Source organism: Proteiniborus sp. MB09-C3 (assembly GCF_030263895.1).
Taxonomy (GTDB): Bacteria; Bacillota; Clostridia; order Tissierellales; family Proteiniboraceae; genus Proteiniborus.
In genome coordinates, this window is record NZ_CP127161.1 from 1,261,176 (window position 1) to 1,283,079 (window position 21,904).

Genomic DNA, 21,904 nt, shown 5'->3' on the forward strand with positions numbered 1-21,904 from the left:
AAATTATGAATGAGTCTAGTGTGCCTTTCGAAATGTAAAAAATTCATTATGCTATTGAGTTTTTATAAACAATAAATTAAGATAGCACTAATTCTAATGATTAATATTCTCTCAGAAAAACACCACTTATGATGCGCTGAACCCTATCATAAATAGGATAAGCGATATTGATTTATATGACAATATAGTTTCATTGATAAAGAAGAAATAATATGAAGCTAAAAGGGTAGAGAAATCTAGCCTTTTTGTATTTCCAATATATTGGGAATAGGTCTTTTAAAGCGTAACTGTATTAATTGCTTACTTTAAAGCTTGACAATTGCTGAAAATAATTATAGTATTATCCTAGAGACCATGTGGTCACTAAATGAATTTTAAGTAGTTACTAAATGTGAGGGAGATAAATATGCCTAAAGAGCTATTTTATCAATTGGATATAGATAAAAGAAATCGAATTATCAATGCTGGGTTAAGTGAATTTGCACAATATAGCTACAATGAGGCATCCACCAATAGCATTGTCAAAAAAGCTTCTATAGGAAAAGGGAGTTTATTTAAATACTTTGTTAATAAAGAGGAGTTATATTTTTATATATTAGATTATGTCATAGATGATTTTGTAAAGGATTTAAAGGATGAGTTGCCAAAGCTTAAAGGAGAGATATTTCAATTTATTCTTACATATGCAGAGGCAGAATTCAATTGGTACATAGAGAATATTGATAAATATAATCTTATAAAGCGCGCTTTTAATGATGACAATTCAAGTATATACAAGAAGACTGTGGAAAGATATAAACTTACTGGACATTCTTTTTATAATAAAATAATAGAAGGTGCTGAAACACAAGTATTAAAGTGGGAAAAGGAAAAGGCTTTAAATGTTATAAAATGGGTTCTAGAGGGGCTTAATGAAAAATTTATTAAAGAAGCAGACCAATATTCCAATATCAATGATATTAAGGACTGCTATATGGGAGAACTTAGGAAATATATTGAGATGCTAAAAAAGGGATTATGAGATTAAATGAGGGGGGTATTATGATGTTTTATGAGGCAAAAGAAGGGAAAGTAAATGTTGGTAGAACAGATATGGACTATGCTACTTTTGGTAGTGGTCAAAAAGCTTTTATTATTATACCGGGATTAGGAGATGGATTAAGAACTGTCAAAGGAACAAAAATATTGCTTGCAAGAATGTATAAACTATTTGCTAAAGAATATAAAGTATATGTTTTTAGCAGAAAGAATCATATTGAAGAAGGGTATTCGATTAGAGATATGGCAGAAGACCAAAAGATTGCCATGGAGAATCTAGGCATAAAAAATGCTTATATAATGGGTGTTTCACAAGGAGGAATGATATCTCAATATCTTGCTATTGATTACCCTGAAATGGTAGATAAACTTGTTATAGGGGTATCTGTTTCGAAGCAGAATGATATTATGCAGAAAGTTATAAAAAACTGGATAACATTAGCTGAGAATAATGATTATAGAAATTTAATTATAGATACTATGGAGAAAACCTTTACAGAAGATAAACTTAAAAAATATAGGGTGTTTTATCCCATTCTTACAAGGGTTGGGAAACCAAAAAACTTTAAAAGACTCATTATTCAGGCTAATGCATGTCTTCATCATAATGCTTATGATGAACTAGATAAAATTAAATGTTCTACTTTAATAATAGGTGGTGATAGCGATAAAGTCGTAGGAAAAAATGCAAGCGAAGAAATGGCTGAGAGAATAAATAAAAGCAAGTTGATTTTGTATAAAGGCCTTGGACATGGGGCATATGAAGAGGCTAAGGATTTTAATCAGCAAGTACTAAGGTTTTTTATATGAACCCGACTATTTTTCGTGATACAATAAATAAAATTATAGAAGCGAGGATGTATTATGACAAAACATCATATCTATACAATGAGTTTCTCAAGTGTTTATCCCCATTATGTTACAAAGGCAGAGAAAAAAGGACGTACGAAAACAGAAGTCGATGAAATCATCCGTTGGTTGACAGGATATAGCCAGGAAGAATTAGAGGTTCAACTGGAAAAACAGATAGACTTTGAAACCTTCTTTGCGGAAGCTCCTCAACTGAATCCCTCACGGACTTTGATCAAAGGTGTGGTCTGCGGTGTCCGAGTGGAAGACATCGAAGAACCGACTATGCAAGAAATTCGCTATTTAGATAAGCTGATCGATGAGTTAGCAAAGGGAAAAGTGATGAATAAGATTTTACGGAAATGATAATTAATAATGAAGAAGCACTGATTTCATATATAAAATATAAAAGGATCGGTGTTTTTTGTTGAATCAACAATAATCTTGAAAAGCATCTGCGCATTCTGTCAGAGTTTTACATAAGAAATATGACAGATTTATACCGCCATTAAATCATTTTTCTATATTGTTTTTAATAAGCTCTATCAGTTCCTTGGCTTCTCGAGTAAGATGGCGATCACGGCGATAAACCACGGATATTTGAGACTGTGGTGTCAAGCCCTTTATATTATAATAATTGAGTCCACCTACTAGTCTGGACATTAAATCAGGTATAATAGCTATTCCCACCCCTGCCTTCACCATGTGAAGGGCGGTTTCAAGATTATAACATTCCACTACTGTCCTAGGAACAAACCCACTTCTTTTGCATAGATCATGAGTTACATTGTAGAGAAATTGTCCTTCTTCCATCATAACAAAAGGTGCATCTGCAAAATCAGCAAGATCCACTTCCCCAACAGTTTCATTGTCAGGAGAAAAATCAGGAGTTACCGCCAAGACTATTTTTTCGTCATAAAGAGGCTCACTGCAATATGTAAACGTATTGGGGTGGGTAAGACCTACAATAAAATCCAAATCAGAGTTTTCTAGACTATCTTGAAGATCATTGCTGCTTAATTCATGAATTTGAACATATCGCTTGGGGTTTGTCTCTCGAAAAGCTTTTAGGGGAGCAGGAAGTATAAAAGCACTACATTCTGGAAGTATACCTATTCGAAGAACTGAAGCCTCATTTGTTGAAAAATCCTGTAAATGCCGTTCCATATTCTCATGTATGGATACTATTTGACGTGCCCAACGGACATATTCATGACCTGCATCTGTGAGAGTTATTGGGTTGTTACTCCTATCAAACAGCAAAATACCTAGCTTTTTCTCCTCATTTTTGATTATTTGACTCAAGGAAGGCTGAGAAATATAGAGCTTCTTAGCAGCCCTAGTAAAGTTCCCTTCTTCAGCTACTGTGATGATGTAACGAAGTATGTTATAGTTCATATTCTGACCTCCTTATATAATAAAAAATATCCATCGATAATTGTATAGTTGAAAGCAATATCATTATAATACGCATTTTAAGAACAAAATATTATTTACTATAGGAAAAACCTATTGAATTTATAATATATTATATATTTTGATCTATAAACATGCAATGATATAATTAAATTAATCAGAAAATTATGAAAACACAATGGTATCTATAAAATGTATTACACCAAAAAAATTAAAAGATAAAAGGAGAGATGAAAATGGCTATAAACAATTTATCGAAGGTGAAAAAGGAGGATTGTGCACTAATTATTATTGATATGCAAAACGATTTCCTAGCGGAGGGTGCACCTATTGAATGTCCCGGAGGTAGAGAGTTAATTCCAAACATTTTAAAAATGAAGAATTGGGCGTATGAAAACGATGTGCCTATTTTTTACACTCAGGAGATGCACAATAAAAAGAAAACTGATTTCGGAATGGAGCTAGAGAGAAGCGAGCCAGAGCATTGTGTTGAAGGAACAGAAGGTGTAAAAATAGTAGATTCACTAGTTCCTGACGAAAGAGATTATGTAATCGTTAAAAGAAGATATTCAAGTTTTTATCTTACAGATTTAGATATTTTGATGAAAGGCTTAGACAAAAAAGCACTAATTATAACAGGAGTAGCAACAAATGTCTGTGTGTTTGCAACAGTTTTAGATACTCATCAAAGAGATATGCGTGCCATTGTATTATCAGACTGCGTAGCAGGTACAAGCCCTGACCTACATGATGCATATCTGAAAAATGTTGACTATGTATTTGGTGATGTTGTTACAAGTGAAGAACTGATAAATCATTTCGCAAAGTAGAGAAATAAAAAAACATACAAGGGGTGAGTATTATGTTTTTTGAGGATTTATTGGCAGCAATAGCTGTTGTAGTAAATGGACTACCTCAAGGTCTTTTGTCCCTTAGCTACGGTTTTGGACTGTTACCAACTGCGGCTGGTTTTTTGATTGGTTCAGTGGGCATGTTGGTATTTGGACAGGTAGCCCCTATTTCTTTCCAAGCAGAATCTATTGTTATGGCAGGAACATTAGGTAAAAATAGAAATGAAAGATTAAATATAGTATTCTTAACGGGTATTGTAATGGCAATTATTGGTGGTTTGGGCCTTCTTAATCCTACCATTGATTTTATCGGCCCAGCTGTTTTAAACAGTATGATGGCAGGTGTAGGTATTATGCTTGCCAAAACAGGTATAATGATGTGCAAGGAGAACAAGATAGCAGGTGGTATTGCTATGGCTTCCGCTATTTTGGTTTATTTTTTAACTGATAATAATTTGATATACACTATCGTTGTCAGTGTATTTGTCAGTACCCTAGTGCATATTTTGATGAAACGCTTCTCACAAAAAACTGAAAATGAAGAAAGTCCTTTAGATTTAAGCAACGAAAAGTTTGAACCATTGAAATTCATGTTTAATTATAATGTTATTCGTAGTGTTCTTGCTCTAGTTACTTTGCAAATAGGAGGTAATATCGCTTATGCAAGTGTTACAGGAAGTATTGCAGGAGCAGCAGTAAATGTTGACAAGATTACCTTATATTCTGGTCTTGCCGACTCTGCAAGCGCTTTCCTTGGCGGCGGTCCTGTAGAGGCTATCATCAGTGGTACTGCAGCAGCGCCAAATCCCGTAAGAAGTGGTATTATGATGATGGTTTTTATGGCAATTATTCTTCTTGTCAAGTTTTTACCTAAAGTTGCTAAGTATGTTCCAAGTGAATCCATTGCAGGATTTCTATTCGTTTTAGGTGCATTGGTAGTATTCCCTGGTAATGCTAGTGCTGCCCTTAGTGAGGCTCCTATGGTAGCAGGTGTAACTACTATAGTTACTTCTGTTACAGATCCTTTTGTTGGGATGATAGCAGGCTTGATAGTAAGATTTTTTACAGGTTTATAAGGGTATCATCTGAGATTTTAGGAAATGAAAAATCCTGTTTGGAATATATTCTGAACAGGATTTTTTATGTAATTTATTGTTATATCACCTTCATTAAATTTGGAATATCAATGAAATTTTTTCACATAATATTAAAACGGTGTAATTAAGAATAGACACTAAAGTAAAGAACTATATATCTGCGTTTTTTATTTTTAAAAGATGTCAAAAATTTAGTTGTTGACTATTATGTCGTGGGGTGTATGACATTTTGTACCCTCCATGAACTATACACTTTAAATGTATAGGGTTATTGAAAGATAGGTATAATTATAGTGTTAATAATATTGTATAAATTAAAAGAAATATCTAACTATTAGTCATATTAAATTGAATAGGGTATTAATAAGCTATATAATTGTTTTGTATAAAACAATTAACACAGATAAAAATTATAGAATATTACTTGATTTTTGCTGTTAGACATATAAAATGATAGAAAATGGGGGGAAGGAAATGGCAAGAACAACAAGCACAAAAGGAAGATGTTATATTTGCAAAAAAGAACTAGGAAAAGGTGCAATGAAAACTCACTTGCTTAAATGTAATAATTTAGGTGAAGGAAAAACGAATTATTTTATGATAAAAGTGGAAGGTTTTTATAATAAAGATTATTGGCTTTATATACAAGTAAAAGAGAGTGCTACATTAAGTGATTTAGATTCTTTCTTAAGAGATATATGGTTAGAATGCTGTGGACATTTAAGTGCATTTAAAATAGGAGATGCTCTTTATGAAGATAATATAGATGATTCAAATTTCGGTCTATTTAGAAGAGAAGTAAAGGATATGAGCAAAACTAAATTAAAAGATGTATTTAGTATAGGGCGAGTGTTTAAACATGATTACGATTTTGGAAGTACAACTACTTTGAAGCTTGAAGTAGTAGCACAATATAGCGGAATTGCTACAAAGGATAAAGTGACTTTACTTGCAAGAAATAATATGCAGGAATATACCTGTGAGAAGTGTGGAGAAAAGGCTACTTACATAGCAATGGGAAGTGAATGGAGTGATTATACACCTCTTTGTGAAAAATGTATGGAAGAGTATGATGATGAAGAATGTTATGTAATGAATATTACAAACTCACCACGTATGGGAGTATGTGGATATAGCGGCGAAAATGATATTTATCAATTAGATTAAATAGTAGGTATCGACACAGTATTTACAATATAAAAAATTATATTACCTAAAGAAGGAACTGTGAAGCTAAAACCGCCGATATAATGATATGGTGAACCATACCACTAATGACTACGGTTTTTTTATAAGTACTATGCTCTGGGACATAAAACATTGAATGGTATGTGCAGGAGATCTGTAAGAATTTAAGTTTAAAATATATTTCACAAGCAACAAAATCCAAAATTAAAAACGAGTGGAATATTGACTTATCAGTAGATAAATCATCAAGGCAGTATGATTTTGCTATTAATAATAATGGCAGACTAGTATTGATGGAAACCAACTTCTTTTTAGGTGGTGGTTCAAAATTAAAATCAGTAGCGGGTGAATTCACGGCCTTAAATGATTATCTCAAAGATAAGGATACTATTGACAAATCTATATGGATTACTGATGGCATAGGTTGGGAAACTTCTCAAAAGCCTCTGAACAACAACTTATTAATGATAATATATGTTTTTAAACAACTGAAAATAATATAAAACTAATAATTGTTTTTCATACATATTATTAATATAAATACCCCGACCTAAGTCGAGGTATTTTATTTTTCAATACATAGAATTTATGTCTATGAAAAATTATTCTTTAAAAATTACTTTTACTAGACATCCATCCCCACAATGATATAATATAACTAACAAAGTGGCCCATTTGAAAGGAAGTGATTATAAAATATGTTACAATATACATCGATTTTGAAAGCCAGACCTTTTTTATATCTAGAATTAAAGAAGGCAATATCCTTGAGAATTCAAGGATTTAGCGAACAAGATATAAAAAACGAATCACTAGAGGAAAATATTTTCTCTGTCAATACAGAAACCCGAAAAAAAGAAATTGCTTCAGCAGTTATTAATAGAATACAAGTATTAGATGATTACATATTAGATAAAATCGCAAATGGTAGCTTACAAACAAGTAAACAGCTAACTATTTATAGCATACTCAAAACAGACAGGCTTTTTTTCGAGTTCATGAAAGAAGTCTATAGAGAAAAAATATTATTAAAAGATTACAGCATAGAAGACAAAGATTTTAATATATTCTTTAGAATAAAAGCGGAGCAAAGTGAAAAGGTTGCATCATGGCAAGACTATACCTATTATAAGCTTAAACAAGTATATAAAAGAATTCTATCAGAAGCGGGATTCATCAAGAACACAAAAAATGAAGTAAAAATTATACCTCAGATAATAGAGGAAGAAGTTAAAAATCATCTAATAGATATAGGTGACACAGTATACCTAGGAGTCATGTTGGGGGAGATGTAAATGGATATATATGAAAGACTAGATAAAATTCTTCCTAAGCTACAGGAGAAGAGATTTAGAGAAAACAAAGGATTAGGTAATGAAATAGGGTATTATATATTTGACTATGATCCCAGTGATGAGCTTATAGTTAGGGAGCATATTAGATACCTAAAGCAGAAAATAAATAGTGATAGCTCTGAAATAAAGATTAAAGAATTCGACTTATATGAGATCATGTTAGAAGTTCTAGAAAACAAAGGGTATTTAAACAAGGTTCTTGATATGGAAAAACAAAAAGGCACAGAGCACATACTAAAGGCTATTAAGAAAACCCTTAGATTAACTCAAAATAATGATCTAGTAGTAGAGTATATAAGAGATAGAGTAGAGAAAAATGACATAGTATTTTTGACTGGAGTAGGAAAAGCATGGCCTATTATCAGATCTCATACAGTTTTAAACACATTACATTCAGTCATTGACGAAGTACCGCTTATAATGTTTTTTCCAGGTGTATATGATGGACTTGAGCTTAAGCTATTTGACGAAATAAAGGATGACAATTATTATAGGGCATTTAAGTTGATTGAAAGATAAACAAAAAGGGGAGATATTATGCAACTTAGGAAAATGTTTTATAAAGAGATAGACAGGGATATTAAAGGAGTGATTAAGATTGGACAAGATAATGAATCAAATGTCTACCAAGAGCTTGAAGAATATGTTGTAACTAGAGAATTGGCTAAACACTTTAGTGAATTCTTTGAAGCATATAAAAAAGGTATAAATAGCTACACAGATAAAATGGGGGTATGGATATCAGGCTTCTTTGGAAGCGGTAAGTCTCACTTTTTAAAAATACTATCATATCTATTAGAAAATAAAGAAGTAAAGGGTCAAAATGCTATTCACTATTTTGATGATAAAATAGAGGATTCTATGATGCTAGCTGATATAAAAATGGCTGGAGATACTAGTACAGATGTGATTTTGTTTAATATAGATTCCAAATCAGACTCTACTTCAAAAGCTAATAAGGATGCTATTGTTAAAGTTTTCATGAAGGTCTTCAATGAAATGCAAGACTTTTGCGCTGCACTTCCTTGGGTTGCTGAGCTAGAAAGACAACTTGTAAAAGATGGTACATATGATACTTTCAAAACCAAATTTGAAGAGCTATCAGGTAACACTTGGGAAGATTCAAGAGAAGACTTTTATTTTGAAGAAGATAATATAGTAAAAGCACTATCAGAAACAACAAAAATGAGCGAGGAAGCAGCTAGAAGCTGGTACAATAAGGCTGAACAAAATTACTCATTAAGTATAGAAAAATTCGCTAACCTAGTTAAGGAATATATAGAGTCAAAAGGAAACAATCATCATGTTGTTTTTTTAGTTGATGAAATAGGACAATACATAGGCGATGATGTAGGCCTAATGCTTAATCTCCAAACAGTAGTAGAAGACTTAGGTACCCACTGTGGTGGAAGAGCTTGGGTCATTGTTACATCACAACAGGACATAGATTCTATCACTAAAGTAAAAGGTAACGACTTTTCAAAAATTCAAGGTAGATTTAATACTAGACTTATTTTATCATCAGCAAATGTGGACGAAGTCATAAAGAAAAGAATTCTTCGAAAAACTGAAGTAGCTAGAGAAACATTAAAACTATTATATCAAGATAAAGAAGCTATTTTGAAAAATCTAATTACTTTTTCAGCTGATACACCAGAAATGAAGATTTATAAAACAGAAGAAGACTTTGTAAATGTATATCCATTTATACCATATCAATTTAATTTGCTTCAATCTGTATTTACAGGTATTAGGCTGCATGGAGCTAGTGGTAAACACTTGTCAGAAGGAGAGCGTTCATTACTTAGTGCATTCCAAGAGTCAGCTATTATCTATGCAGATAGTGAAATAGGCACACTTATACCATTTGGGGCCTTCTATGAAACTGTAGAAGCATTTTTAGATTCAAATATTAGAACAGTCATTATAAAAGCCGAGGACAATGAACGTTTAACAAAAGAAGATGTAGAAGTCTTAAAAGTACTATTTTTAATTAAATACGTAAAAGAAATGCCTTCAAATATAGAAAATATAGCGACCTTAATGGTTAGACATATTGACGATGACAAAATTGAACTGAAAAAACAAATAGAAGAATCATTAAAGAGACTATTAAAAGAAACTCTAATCCAAAAAAATGGTGACGAGTATATTTTCCTTACTCACGAAGAACAGGATGTAAACAAAGAAATTCAAAACATTCCTATTGATATGAGCGAGACTATATTGAAAATAGGAGAAGAAATCTTCGAAGGAATTTACGATGAAAAGAAATATAGATATAATTCCAGATATCATTTTGACTTCAATAAGATAATAGACGATAGATTATTGTCACCTCAAAGGAATGAAATAGGATTAAAGATTATAACCCCATATTATGATACAGGTGTAGAACTAACAGACCAAGAGCTTAAAATGATGTCTACAAGAGAAAACAATCTAATTGTAAAGCTGCCTATGGATACTACTTTCTTAGAGGAAATGGAAGAGGTATTAAAGATTCAAACCTACTTAATGAGAAAAGGCGGAGCTGCAGCTACTCCAGAAATAGAAGAAATTAAGATTAGAAAATCTAGGGAAGTAAAGGAAAGAGGAGATAGGGTAACGTCATCACTTATTGAAGCTATAAAATCAGCAGAACTCTATGCTAACTCACAAAAACTAGACATTCGGTCAAAGAATCCAGTAGAGAGAATAAACGAAGGCTTTAAAGTACTTATTGAGAGCATGTACAATAAGCTTAGTTACATCACAACATTTGTAGAAAGCAACAAAGATCTAAACGATATCATATTAGAAGAAGACATGCAGCTAAAAATAACAGATGATATGCCAAATAAATTAGCAGTAGATGAGGTTGATGGCTTTATAGAGAGAAACACAGATAGAAATATTCCTATGACAATAAAGTCTATAGTTAGTTTATATTCAAAAGCTCCTTATGGATGGAAGGACTTAGATATAGTAGGTATAGTACTAAGACTATTTAAAGCTCAGGAAGTGAAGCTACAGCTAGGAAGTGAATATATCGGTATATTTGATAAGGATTTAATCAATTATCTAACTAAAAGAGATTATCAAGATAGACTAGTTATTAAGAAAAGAACTAAAGTTCCGGCAAAATATATAAACAATGTAAAAAGCTTAGCCAAGGAAGTCTTTGATACTACAGCAATGCCAAATGATGAAGATGGACTAATGGAAAGATTCAAAAAGCTATGTGAGCAAGAACTAAACTTGATAAGTACAGATACAAATGATTATGGAATATGTTTTCTACTAGAGAATTATAAAAACAATATATATTATCCGGGAAAAGAAGTATTAGAAAGAGGTCAGAAGCTATTTGAAGAAATATTGGCCCTAAGAGATAGCACTGAATTTTACGAAAAAGTATATGAGTTAAAAGATAAGCTATTAAATTATGAAGAAGATGTATTTGAAGTAAAGAAGTTTTTCAAAAATCAAAGAGAGCAGTTTGACAATGCTATTAAGCAGTTAGACATATACAAACATAATAGCACCTATGTAGTTGACAAGGAAACTATCAAGTTGATTGGAGATATAGAAAGAATAGTTAAAGCAAAAGAGCCATATTCTGAAATCCACAAACTACCTAACTTAATAGATCAATTTATAGATAAATTTACAAAGTTACTAGAAGAAGAATGTAAGCCAGTGAGAAATGTAATTAAAAGCGACTGTGAAAAGGTATTAAATGAATTATCCATATATGAATTTAAGGATGAACTATACACCAAGTTTAAAGATTTGTTCGATAATCTATTAAAACGCCTAGACAGTGCAAATAACTTCTATGAAGCAATAGCAATGAAGGAAGAATCAGATAGAATAAAGATTCGCTGTTTTGATGAAATAGATAAAGAAAAGCAGAAGAGAAAAACAGCAGTAGGTGGCAATAAACCACCAACAACTTCAGGTGAAGGAGAGACACCACCATATGTAACTAAGAAAACCATACATGTAAGTATATCTAACATGCTACATGGTGCAAAGGAAATTGAGACTGATAAAGATATAGAAGAAGTATTAGAACAAATTCGTAAGAGTCTAAAAGAGCAGCTAACTGAAAACACAAAACTAAAACTAATCTAAGAGCAGGAGGGTCATAGATGAACAAATCTGCTATAAAGAATTTTGCAGTAAGAGCAAGAAATAAACTCATAGAAGATATTACCCAAAAAGCATATGAACTAGGTATTACAAAAAATGAAATAAAGGATATAGAAACCTTTGAAGGTGGATTTAGAGTAAAAGGCATTGAAAATAGCAAAGTCTATAAGAAGTATGAAATAAAACAAAGAGAAAAACTAGTATCTAGCATAAAGACAAAAGGATTTGAACAAGTAATAGAAGAGGTAGCCTACACATGGTTTAATAGATTAATTGCCCTCCGTTTTATGGAGGTCAATGAATACCTTCCTACAGGTGTAAGAGTGCTATCATCAGTGGAAGAAGGTAAAACAGAGCCAGATATTATAAAAGAAGCATTAAATCTAGACTTAGACTTAGACTTAGATAAAGAAATTGCATACAGACTAATAGATTCTAATGATACACAGGACTTATATAAATACCTTTTAATAAAACAGTGTAATGAACTAGGTAAAATAATGCCTATGGTATTTGAAGAAATATCTGACTACACAGAGCTACTATTACCAGACAATCTTTTAGGAGAAGGCTCTGTTATAAGGGATTTAGTAGAGTCCATAGAAGAAGATGATTATAAAGATCAAGTAGAGATTATAGGCTGGCTTTATCAATACTATATATCGGAAAAGAAAGACGAAGTATTTGCAGACTTAAAGAAAAACAAGAAGATTACAAAAGAAAACATACCTGCTGCTACCCAGCTATTTACTCCAAAGTGGATAGTAAAATACATGGTAGAAAACTCACTAGGCAGACTTTGGCTAGAATCCTACCCAGACGAAGAATTAAAAGCACAATGGAAATATTACCTAGAAGAAGCAGAACAAGAGCCAGAGGTACAAAAGAAGCTTGATGAACTAAAAGATCCTAACTTAAACCCAGAAAATATAAAGGTACTAGACCCAGCCATGGGAAGTGGCCATATTTTAGTCTATGCTTTTGATGTACTTTATGATATCTACTTAAAAGCAGGCTATTCAGAAAGAGACATACCTCAACTAATATTAGAGAAAAATCTATATGGACTAGATATAGATGATAGAGCAGGGCAACTAGCAGCCTTTGCACTTATGATGAAGGCAAGGAGTAAGAATAGAAGGATATTTAGAAGAAAAGTAGAGTTAAATGTTTGTTCGATTCAAGAAAGTAATGGGATAACAAAGGAAGCCATTGAATATCTAGTTAACCCTAAAGATATTACATTAGAGAAGCACATTGGCAAAGAGGATGTTGAATATTTAATAGAAGCATTTAATGATGCTAAAGAATATGGCTCAATACTAGATGTCAAGAAAGTAGATTTTGATGCTATTGAGAGAAGGATAGAAGCGATAAAAGATAGAGAAACTTTAGATTTATTTGAGTTGCAGTATAAGGAAGTTATACTAGAGAAATTACCTGTACTTGTTAAACAGGGAAGGATAATGAGTGAGAAGTATGATGTGGTTTGTACTAATCCGCCGTATATGGGTAACGCAGGCATGAATCCTAAATTATCTGATTATCTGAGTAAAAATTTCCCTAATTCGAAAGCAGATTTATTTGCCGTATTCATGGAATTAGATGAAAAATATTTAAAAGATGAAGGTTTCTTATCTATGATAAATCAGCATTCCTGGATGTTTTTATCTAGTTTTGAAAAACTAAGAAAAAAATTAATTGAGGATAGCACTATTGTTTCTATGCTTCATCTGGGGGCAAGAACTTTTGAAGAAATAGGCGGTGAGGTTGTACAATCAACAGCTTTTATATGTAGGAACAATACATTGGATAACTATAATGGAGTTTATATTAGACTAGTTGATTATAAGAAGGCAATCGAAAAGGAAGAAAAAACTCTAAAGGCAATAAGAGAACGAGAAATAGAGTATAGATATAAATCTTGCACTAAAGATTTTGCAAAAATACCAGGAAGTCCTATAGCATATTGGGTAAATGGAAATGTAAAAAATTCTTTCGTAAAGTACCCATCTTTACGAAGTAAATCAGTTAATATAAGTGAAGGGATAAAAACGGGTAACAATGAAAGATATATACGATTTTGGTATGAAATAGATATTAGTATATTTTACCCTGCAAACAAGGTAAGAGAAAAAGCTAGATGGATTGCACATCACAAGGGTGGAGAATACAGGAGATGGTATGGAAATAAAACATATGCAATATTTTGGGAAAATGATGGTGCTGAAATAAGAAGTAGAAAAAACTCAGGAATCCAAGGTGAAAATATGTTTTTTAAAAGATTCCTCAGCTGGTCTAAAACATCTGGTTCATATTTTGGTATTAGATTTTATGAAGATCAACTTTTTGACTCAGCAAGTCCTGCAATCTTGCCCAAGGGAAATATATATTATGTATTGGGTTTTTTATCTTCGAAAGCAGGTGTTTTCTATACAAAATTCATTAATCCAACTCTAAGCCTTCAGGTTGGTAATGTAGGAATAATTCCATTTATGGAGAGGAAGGATTTAGAAGATGTAATTGAAAATATAGTACAAAGAAATATTGATATTTCAAAAAAAGACTGGGATTCCTTCGAAACCTCATGGGATTTCAAACGTCACCCTCTAATAAATGGAGAATTGAGAATTGAGAATGTAGAATTTAAAAAGGAAAATAGAACTATAGAATCAGCCTTCAATGCATGGAGTGAATTCACACAATCACAATTCAACCAACTTAAAGCAAACGAAGAAGAACTAAACCGTATCTTCATAGATATATATGGACTACAAGACGAACTAACTTCAGAAGTAGAGGACAAAGACATAACCATAAGAAAAGCAGATAGGGAAAGAGATATAAAATCCTTCATCTCCTATGCAGTAGGCTGTATGTTTGGTAGATACTCCTTAGATGAAGAAGGTCTAATCTATGCAGGTGGAGAGTTTAGAGATAAATTTATAATCGAAAACGGACAACTGAAAGTTAAAACAAAAGAAGGATGGCAAAACTCATCTGTAGATGTAACTATGGACAATGTAATACCTATAGTAGATGACGATTATTTTGAAGATGATATAGTAAATAGATTTGTAGAATTTGTAAAGATTGCCTTTGGAGAGAAAACACTAGAGGAAAATCTAGACTATATAGCAGAAACATTAGGACAAAAAACTGGCGAAACTTCAAGACAGACCATAAGAAGATATTTCTTAAAAGATTTCTATAATGACCATATAAAAACTTATCAAAAACGTCCTATATACTGGCTATTTGATAGTGGAAAACAAAACGGGCTTAAAACTCTTATATACATGCACCGCTATGATTTATCAACAGTAGCAAGGGTTAGAACAGATTACCTTCATAAACTGCAAAAAATGTACGAAGCAGAAGTAAGGAGACTAGACATACTCATAGAATCTAACCTATCACCAAGAGAAAAAGCTACTGCAATGAAGAAAAAAGACTCAATAAATAAACAAATACAAGAATGTCTAGCCTACGACCAAGTAATAGCCCATGTTGCAAACCAAAAGATAGATATAGACTTAGATGATGGAGTAGTAGTAAACTACGATAAATTCCAAGGAGTTCAAGTTCCACAAGGGGAAGGAAGGAAACCATTAAAAGCTGATTTATTGGCAAAAATATAATGGAGGTGAAAAAATGAAGTATATAGATTCAGTATATATAGATGGGTTTAGAGGATTTAAAGATTTTAAATTATCGAATTTGAAAGATATCAACTTTATTGTAGGAGAAAATAATACTGGCAAAACCTCTTTAATGGAAGCCATTAATATATTGGAATATCCAGGGGAAATAGGACACTTTATAAATGTGTTGAGACAAAGGGAAGGCTTCGATCTAAGTACTCCTTTTCATAGTTTTGAAAACAGCTTAAGTAAAAATAATTTTAATGGTTATAAAAATGTTCAGATTGAAGCAATTATCAAAAATAAAAGTATAATATGCAATGTACATGTTTTACCTTTTGAAACAATAAAGAGCGGTTCATTTAAACCTAAAGTTAAAGCCTTTGAGGGATTTATAGCATATGAGGAAATTGATTTTGAAGCAAATAGATTTGAAAATAAATTATACATAGACGAAGAAACTGATAGGCTAAAGGTTACTGATAGTGATAGTTTTTCTCCTATAAAGATGACAAGGGTAATGCCATTTGATCATGTTGATAAAGAAATAATAAATGGAGTTATCAAAAAGGGCAAAAAGTCTGAGATTATCGAAGTTATAAAACTATTTGACAAAGATATCATTGGAATAGAGACTATCCAAGAAGAAAATGGAGTTAAAACCTATATACAACACAAAACCACAGGCATGTTGCCTATTTCTGCTTATGGAGATGGATTAAAAAAAGTGATTTATCTATCTTCAGGTATAATCAATACAAAAGAAGGGGTCTTACTAATTGACGAAATAGAAACTGCAATTCATTACAATGCATTGAAGGAAGTATTTGAATGGATTATAGAAGCTGCCAATAGGTATAAAGTACAGATATTTGCAACAACTCATAGCTCAGAGGCCCTAGATGCATTGATGGAATGTGCTATGGGATTAAAGGGAGAACAATATTTAAAAGAATCTATAAATATCATTACCTTAAAAAAAGGTGATGATTATTACCATACCAAGGTAAGAGTTTTAGATGGCCTCGAGGCATATAAATTTAGAGAAGATTTTAATATGGAGTTGAGAGGATGAAAAATATAATTTTTTGTGAGGGGAAAACAGATGCAATCCTTCTGAGCTATTATCTTGGTGAAGTAGTAAGGTGGAGCTTTAATAAAAAGTTAACCAAAAACATTGGGCTACCAATAAGAAATTTTGAGAATGAAGAAGTTAATGTATATACAAAAGGTGAAGATGAACTAGTCATCTGGGCAGTAGGAGGAGCAAGTAATTTTAATTTTGCTCTAACCAATATTATCGAAGCCAACAAGGCTTTTGAAAAAGAGAATTCCTATAAAAAGCTTGTTATTCTAACGGATCGTGACCAAGCTGAAGATGATAGAGAAATATTAGAAAGATTTGAGTGCAATCTCATTAATCAAGAAATTCGTGTAGGCACTTTAAGGAATAATGAATGGAGTACTTGTAGTTACTTAAATAAATATGATGAGGAAAATGAAGTGAAAGTACTACCTATCATTATTCCTTTTAATAAAAAGGGTGGCCTAGAAACTTTTATTTTAGATGCTATTACTGATTTTGGTGAAGAGGAAGCATATATAGTAAACAAGAGTAAAGAATATATCAATGGATTTGATTTGATTAACTATCTAAATAATCAAAGACTCAAACTAAAAGGTGAATTAGCAGTTACACTTGGAACAATGTTTCCTCAAAAAACATTTACACCTATTGATTCTATGCTAAAAGATATTAACTGGGAAGAATATAGGACAATACAAGAAGGATTTAGAAAGCTAGAAGAAATATAAATAAGTAGGTGATGAAGTGAACTTAACAGAAATAAAAAAGATACTAGAAGAAAATTTAAATAAAGAGCCATCTGATGGAAAACGTAGAAATATAGTATTCTGGTATGACTCAGATGGAGAATTTACAGAAGAAATTAATGAACTAGAACTTGAAAACGCTAAGATTTTGCACTTAACTGATAGAAACAGCTTTTATATAAAGCATATACTCGAAAAAGAAGACACAACTTCAAATTATCTGATTTATTCACCTAACCCTAAGCCATTACCAAGAGAAAACTGGCTATTAGATATTGAAAAGTACAGTACACAGTTTTCAACTGACAAAGCAACTGTCATGATGAGAAATCTAGGGGTAGAGGATGAAACTCTAAGAAATGTATTTAAGAAACATATAAAATTCTTTAATAACAAGGAAAGATATAAAAAGTTTTCCTCATATAATATTCAAAACTATACAGAGGAAAAGGTTGAAGTTGGAGTTTTATCTTCTCTTTGTAAACTACCGATCATAGACTTTGATTTAGTAGTCAAAACTCTACTGATAGAAGAAATAAAGGGTGAGGATAGATATTTAGAAGAGATTAATAAGTTTGGGGATATAGATGTATTCTGGAACATAGTAGAGAAAAAGTATGGATATCACCTAGAAGAAAGAAATCTTGAACAGCTAATGCTTATGTTCTTAATAACAAGCTTAAGCTCTAATCTAGAGGCAAGAATATCAAGTACCTGGGAGAAGTTCATTTCCTCAAAGAAAAGTGATGTCATTATATTTATTGACCATTTTATGAGTCATTCTGTGGACCATGAAATGTATGATGCTATGGCTAATAATATGGAGAAAAAGCTAAATATAAAGGAATATATCAAGAGATGGGACATAGAGGATTATATTAAATGTGATAACTTCAGAGCTTTCGATGAAGAAATAATAAGTAGATTAATTACAAATTTAGTAGAAAACACTGGAGAATATGAGAATTATAGAAAGATCATTAACAGAAGAAAAACTACTCATTGGTACAATAAATTAAGTAATGAGTATGAAACACTATATTACGGAATGGAAATTTTAAGGCTAGAAAACGAATTACAGAAATCTATTAAAGGATTCACAGCATATGAACTATTAGAAAACTATACTAAAGCCTATTATCTTTTCGACTATTTTTATAGGAAATTCTATTTAGCTTATGACAACATAGATAATAAAGACAGTTTTTCTGAGCTTGTAGAGGTAATTGAAAATATTTATACAAATTGGTATTTAGAAGAACTGTCTATGAAATGGTCCCAAATTATTGAAAATGAGCTTATTAATGATATAAGAATTAGTGGACTTACAAAACAGCATGATTTTTATTCTCAATATGTTTCACCATATATACGAAATGAGGAAAGAGTATTTGTAATCATATCAGATGCATTCAGATATGAAGCTGCAAAGGAATTTAGTGATATACTAAATAGAGATAGAAGAGGTAAGGCTGAGCTTTCATTTATGCAGGGAGTCATGCCTTCTTATACAAAGCTAGGAATGGCGACACTACTTCCACATAAGCAAATAGAGATTAATGATAAATCCGAGGTAATAGTAGATGGCTTAAATTCATCAGGAACAGAAAACAGGCAAAAAATACTTTCAAACTACTCAACAGATGTAGTAGCTATACAGTATAACCATATTAAGGATATGAGTAGGGCAGAATACAAGGAAGTATTTGAGGGAAAGAAGCTAATCTATATCTATCACAATGCTATTGATGCTATAGGGGACAAGGCTTCTACGGAAAGAGATGTATTTCCAGCAGTTGAAAAGACATTTGAGGATTTAAATAACTTAATTAAGAATCTAGTCAACAATGTAAGTGCTACAAATATTTACATTACAGCAGATCATGGATTTATTTACAGAAGGTCATCATTACAGGAATATAACAAAATAGGAAAAGCTGATGTAAAGGCAATAGATGAGGGAAGAAGATTTATCCTTTCTGAAGACAAGATTGAAGAGCAGGGGCTGTTATCTATACCTATGAAGTATTTACTTGGAGAAGAATCAAGGCTAAATGCAATAATTCCAAAAGGCGTTACTAGATTTAGAGTACAAGGTGCTGGTGATAATTATGTTCATGGTGGTGGTGCTCTTCAGGAAATAATCATTCCTGTGATTAAGTTTAAAAATATCAGAAAAGACGAATTCAAATCATCTAAGGTAGAAGTGAAGCTTACAAATATATCAAGGAAGATTACAAATAGAATTATCTACCTAGAATTCTTCCAAACAGAAAAGGTAGAGGAAAAGAAAACTCCTATTAGATTGAGACTTTACTTTGTAGATGAGGAAGATAACAGAATTTCTAATGAAAATATTATTATTGCTGATAGTAGATCATCCAAACCTGAAGAACGTACATTTAGAGAGAGATTTACATTAAAGGATCAAGCTTATGATAAGGGTAAAAAATATTATTTAGTTATGGAAGATGAGGATGAAACAGCAGAAAAAGTCTACGACAAAGTACCATTTATGATTGACTTAGCAATTGTAAATGACTTTGGATTTTAATAGTAGGTAGGTGGGCTACGTGGAAATCACAGACAAAGAAACAAACTTAAAAGAAAAATTAAATAAACATTTTGCTGGAATAATAGTGAGAAAGGACTTAACTAAAAAACAAAGAAGGTGCTAATGTACCTGTATATGTACTAGAGTACCTTCTAGTATAGGAGGAACAATATTTACTAATTATTTTCCCCCAGTACAAGTTTTATTTCACGCATATTCCCCATATAATGTAACTATAATGGGGAGGGGTTTGTTTATGTCTAGGCGCACTTTTATAGTTACTGTAGGTTTTTTATGCATACTTGTAGTTCTTCTCATAGGAGACTTTATTATAACCAATACAAGCACCTATAAAAATAAGAATAGAGACGGAAAGCTTGTAGAAATATATAATGAAAATGATGATTTGAAAGATAGAAACTTATCTATACTCATAGAGATAGATTCAAAGTTGCTATATTTAATTGATACTGATACTAATGAGATAGTAAAAAAATATGTTGTGGCTACAGGAAAGCCAGAAACTCCAACTCCCATTGGAAGCTTTAAGATAGCACATAAGGCAATTTGGGGTGAAGGCTTTGGAACTAGATGGATGGGGCTAGATGTTCCTTGGGGAAGATATGGAATCCATGGTACAAACAAACCTCAATCTATTGGCTTTAATGCTTCTCAAGGATGTATTAGAATGAACAATAGAGATGTGGAGGAGCTTTATGATTTTGTAAAGCAGGGAACTAGTGTTGCAATAGTAGGAGGACCCTATGGACCCTTTAATCATGGATTCAGGGTTTTAATGCATGGAGATAGGGGAGCAGATGTACAAGAGGTTCAGAAAAGGCTGAAACAATTAGGATATTATACTGGATCAATAGACGGTGTATTTGGTAATGGACTTAGGGCAGCTGTCATTAAATTCTATGCTGCTAATAAAATGCCTAAGAATGATAGGATAGACTTAGATGTCTATGAAAAGCTTAATATAGTTTTAATGGATTAGTTTTATATTAATCATCGAATAATATAATTATAGATATGATTAATTTATAACAATCTGGGTATAAACATGACATATGACAGAAAATCATAATAATTTCAAGGTACTTAGGAGGGAAAATAATGTTATCAGAAAAACTAGAAAAAGCATTAAATGATCAAATGAATTTTGAATTTTTATCAGCTCATTATTATCTTGCTATGGCAGCATATTTTGAAGATCAAGATTTAAGTGGTTTTGGCCATTTCTTTATAGTTCAGGCAGAAGAAGAAAGATTCCATGCAATGAAGTTCTATAACTTTATCAATGAAATGGATGAAAGAGCCACTATACAGGCTATAAGTGAACCTCAAAACGAATTCAAATCTTATATTGATGTATTTGAAACTGCATTAAAGCATGAAAAAGAAGTGACTAAAAGAATCTATAATTTAATGGATATAGCAACTGAAGAAAGAGAGCATGCGACTATAAGCTTCCTAAAATGGTTTATAGATGAACAAGTAGAAGAAGAAGCAAGCATGAAAAATATTATCAAGAAGCTACAAAGAATAGGCGATGACAATCATGCTGTGTATGCACTAGACCAAGAATTATCAGCACGTGTATTTACTCCTCCAGCTGAATAATTGGCGCAGAAAAGTACATTAAACAAAAAAACAAAGGCAGCTTTATGCTACCTTTGTTTTTTTATTTGTATTATATTATATGGACATTTTATTCACTACTATCTAGTAGTTCCACCTAAGTTTCTTTGGGCCATTTCTACTAGTCTTTTTGTCATATATCCACCAACATAACCATTTTGTCTAGAAGATAGATTTCCTTTATCTGTTGTTTGGTAGTTGCTTAAACCAAGTTCGCTAGCTATTTCAGTCTTCATTTGATTAAGAGCTTGACGAGCCTCAGGAACTACTATTTTGTTATTGTTATTGTTAGGCATTG

The 21,904-nt window shown here is 31.9% G+C and carries 18 protein-coding genes; 16 read left to right on the forward strand and 2 right to left on the reverse strand.

Annotation, left to right across the window (positions count from 1 at the left end; translation table 11 throughout):
- The first annotated feature begins 406 nt into the window (after nt 1–406).
- Genes QO263_RS06060 through QO263_RS06070 form a run of 3 tightly spaced genes read left to right on the forward strand, consistent with a single transcriptional unit; the run spans nt 407 to nt 2,253 of the window.
- Complete coding sequence (locus tag QO263_RS06060; RefSeq protein ID WP_285627643.1) at nt 407–1,021, forward strand: TetR/AcrR family transcriptional regulator; 615 nt, start codon at nt 407–409, stop codon at nt 1,019–1,021.
- Nucleotides 1,022–1,044: 23 nt separating this feature from the next.
- A complete protein-coding gene (locus QO263_RS06065; protein ID WP_285627646.1) occupies nt 1,045–1,848 on the forward strand; it encodes an alpha/beta fold hydrolase in 804 nt (267 codons plus the stop codon).
- A gap of 54 nt (nt 1,849–1,902) precedes the next feature.
- Nucleotides 1,903–2,253: a DUF2200 domain-containing protein gene (locus QO263_RS06070; RefSeq protein WP_285627649.1), complete on the forward strand. Its 351-nt coding sequence runs from the start codon at nt 1,903–1,905 to the stop codon at nt 2,251–2,253.
- Between the two features lie 147 nt (nt 2,254–2,400).
- Here the strand turns inward: QO263_RS06070 and QO263_RS06075 are convergent, their stop codons facing one another.
- On the reverse strand, nt 2,401–3,285 hold the full coding sequence (locus tag QO263_RS06075) for a LysR family transcriptional regulator (RefSeq protein WP_285627653.1): 885 nt from the start codon (nt 3,283–3,285) through the stop codon (nt 2,401–2,403).
- A 254-nt stretch (nt 3,286–3,539) separates the two neighbouring features.
- Here QO263_RS06075 and QO263_RS06080 point away from each other — a divergent pair, with 254 nt between their 5' ends.
- The 13 genes from QO263_RS06080 to QO263_RS06140 all read left to right on the forward strand — a co-directional run bounded on the left by QO263_RS06080 (nt 3,540) and on the right by QO263_RS06140 (nt 21,588).
- Nucleotides 3,540–4,133 (forward strand): isochorismatase family protein, encoded by a 594-nt coding sequence (locus tag QO263_RS06080; protein ID WP_285627656.1) that lies wholly within the window; start codon nt 3,540–3,542, stop codon nt 4,131–4,133.
- 32 nt (nt 4,134–4,165) lie between these two features.
- Nucleotides 4,166–5,230, forward strand: a complete 1,065-nt coding sequence (locus QO263_RS06085; RefSeq protein ID WP_285627658.1) for an NCS2 family permease — start codon at nt 4,166–4,168, stop codon at nt 5,228–5,230.
- A 495-nt stretch (nt 5,231–5,725) separates the two neighbouring features.
- Nucleotides 5,726–6,418, forward strand: a complete 693-nt coding sequence (locus QO263_RS06090; RefSeq protein ID WP_285627661.1) for an IS1096 element passenger TnpR family protein — start codon at nt 5,726–5,728, stop codon at nt 6,416–6,418.
- A 164-nt stretch (nt 6,419–6,582) separates the two neighbouring features.
- Entirely contained in the window at nt 6,583–6,942 is a 360-nt protein-coding gene (locus QO263_RS06095) for a DpnII family type II restriction endonuclease (RefSeq protein ID WP_285627662.1), read from the forward strand.
- A gap of 195 nt (nt 6,943–7,137) precedes the next feature.
- Nucleotides 7,138–7,734 carry a DUF1819 family protein gene (locus tag QO263_RS06100; RefSeq protein ID WP_285627665.1) on the forward strand — a complete coding sequence of 199 codons (597 nt, stop codon included), beginning with the start codon at nt 7,138–7,140 and terminating at the stop codon, nt 7,732–7,734.
- Entirely contained in the window at nt 7,735–8,313 is a 579-nt protein-coding gene (locus QO263_RS06105; RefSeq protein WP_285627667.1) for a DUF1788 domain-containing protein, read from the forward strand.
- A gap of 18 nt (nt 8,314–8,331) precedes the next feature.
- Nucleotides 8,332–11,913 (forward strand): BREX system P-loop protein BrxC, encoded by a 3,582-nt coding sequence (brxC, locus tag QO263_RS06110; protein ID WP_285627669.1) that lies wholly within the window; start codon nt 8,332–8,334, stop codon nt 11,911–11,913.
- 17 nt (nt 11,914–11,930) lie between these two features.
- Complete coding sequence (pglX, locus tag QO263_RS06115; RefSeq protein WP_285627671.1) at nt 11,931–15,572, forward strand: BREX-1 system adenine-specific DNA-methyltransferase PglX; 3,642 nt, start codon at nt 11,931–11,933, stop codon at nt 15,570–15,572.
- A 13-nt stretch (nt 15,573–15,585) separates the two neighbouring features.
- Complete coding sequence (locus QO263_RS06120) at nt 15,586–16,650, forward strand: AAA family ATPase (protein ID WP_285627673.1); 1,065 nt, start codon at nt 15,586–15,588, stop codon at nt 16,648–16,650.
- Complete coding sequence (locus tag QO263_RS06125; protein WP_285627675.1) at nt 16,647–17,390, forward strand: DUF3226 domain-containing protein; 744 nt, start codon at nt 16,647–16,649, stop codon at nt 17,388–17,390. The genes QO263_RS06120 and QO263_RS06125 overlap by 4 nt, the downstream gene beginning before the upstream one ends.
- Before the next feature lie 16 nt (nt 17,391–17,406).
- Nucleotides 17,407–19,962 carry a BREX-1 system phosphatase PglZ type A gene (pglZ, locus tag QO263_RS06130; protein ID WP_285627677.1) on the forward strand — a complete coding sequence of 852 codons (2,556 nt, stop codon included), beginning with the start codon at nt 17,407–17,409 and terminating at the stop codon, nt 19,960–19,962.
- 256 nt (nt 19,963–20,218) lie between these two features.
- Nucleotides 20,219–20,962: a L,D-transpeptidase family protein gene (locus QO263_RS06135; RefSeq protein ID WP_285627680.1), complete on the forward strand. Its 744-nt coding sequence runs from the start codon at nt 20,219–20,221 to the stop codon at nt 20,960–20,962.
- 119 nt (nt 20,963–21,081) lie between these two features.
- Entirely contained in the window at nt 21,082–21,588 is a 507-nt protein-coding gene (locus QO263_RS06140) for a ferritin (RefSeq protein ID WP_285627682.1), read from the forward strand.
- Nucleotides 21,589–21,686: 98 nt separating this feature from the next.
- On the opposite strand, the gene QO263_RS06145 is transcribed toward QO263_RS06140, so the two are convergent.
- Nucleotides 21,687–21,902 carry an alpha/beta-type small acid-soluble spore protein gene (locus tag QO263_RS06145; RefSeq protein ID WP_285627685.1) on the reverse strand — a complete coding sequence of 72 codons (216 nt, stop codon included), beginning with the start codon at nt 21,900–21,902 and terminating at the stop codon, nt 21,687–21,689.
- Nucleotides 21,903–21,904: the final 2 nt, after the last annotated feature.

Excerpts from the sequence above, each read along its gene's own strand:
- QO263_RS06075 (WP_285627653.1), bottom strand. The coding sequence starts at position 3,285 with ATGAACTATAACATACTTCGTTACATCATCACAGTAGCTGAAGAAGGG.
- QO263_RS06065 (WP_285627646.1), top strand. The coding sequence starts at position 1,045 with ATGTTTTATGAGGCAAAAGAAGGGAAAGTAAATGTTGGTAGAACAGAT.
- QO263_RS06080 (WP_285627656.1), top strand. The coding sequence starts at position 3,540 with ATGGCTATAAACAATTTATCGAAGGTGAAAAAGGAGGATTGTGCACTA.
- QO263_RS06070 (WP_285627649.1), top strand. The coding sequence starts at position 1,903 with ATGACAAAACATCATATCTATACAATGAGTTTCTCAAGTGTTTATCCC.
- pglX (WP_285627671.1), top strand. The coding sequence starts at position 11,931 with ATGAACAAATCTGCTATAAAGAATTTTGCAGTAAGAGCAAGAAATAAA.
- brxC (WP_285627669.1), top strand. The coding sequence starts at position 8,332 with ATGCAACTTAGGAAAATGTTTTATAAAGAGATAGACAGGGATATTAAA.
- QO263_RS06060 (WP_285627643.1), top strand. The coding sequence starts at position 407 with ATGCCTAAAGAGCTATTTTATCAATTGGATATAGATAAAAGAAATCGA.
- QO263_RS06085 (WP_285627658.1), top strand. The coding sequence starts at position 4,166 with ATGTTTTTTGAGGATTTATTGGCAGCAATAGCTGTTGTAGTAAATGGA.
- QO263_RS06135 (WP_285627680.1), top strand. The coding sequence starts at position 20,219 with ATGTCTAGGCGCACTTTTATAGTTACTGTAGGTTTTTTATGCATACTT.
- QO263_RS06105 (WP_285627667.1), top strand. The coding sequence starts at position 7,735 with ATGGATATATATGAAAGACTAGATAAAATTCTTCCTAAGCTACAGGAG.
- QO263_RS06090 (WP_285627661.1), top strand. The coding sequence starts at position 5,726 with ATGGCAAGAACAACAAGCACAAAAGGAAGATGTTATATTTGCAAAAAA.
- QO263_RS06125 (WP_285627675.1), top strand. The coding sequence starts at position 16,647 with ATGAAAAATATAATTTTTTGTGAGGGGAAAACAGATGCAATCCTTCTG.
- QO263_RS06100 (WP_285627665.1), top strand. The coding sequence starts at position 7,138 with ATGTTACAATATACATCGATTTTGAAAGCCAGACCTTTTTTATATCTA.
- QO263_RS06145 (WP_285627685.1), bottom strand. The coding sequence starts at position 21,902 with ATGCCTAACAATAACAATAACAAAATAGTAGTTCCTGAGGCTCGTCAA.
- QO263_RS06120 (WP_285627673.1), top strand. The coding sequence starts at position 15,586 with ATGAAGTATATAGATTCAGTATATATAGATGGGTTTAGAGGATTTAAA.
- QO263_RS06140 (WP_285627682.1), top strand. The coding sequence starts at position 21,082 with ATGTTATCAGAAAAACTAGAAAAAGCATTAAATGATCAAATGAATTTT.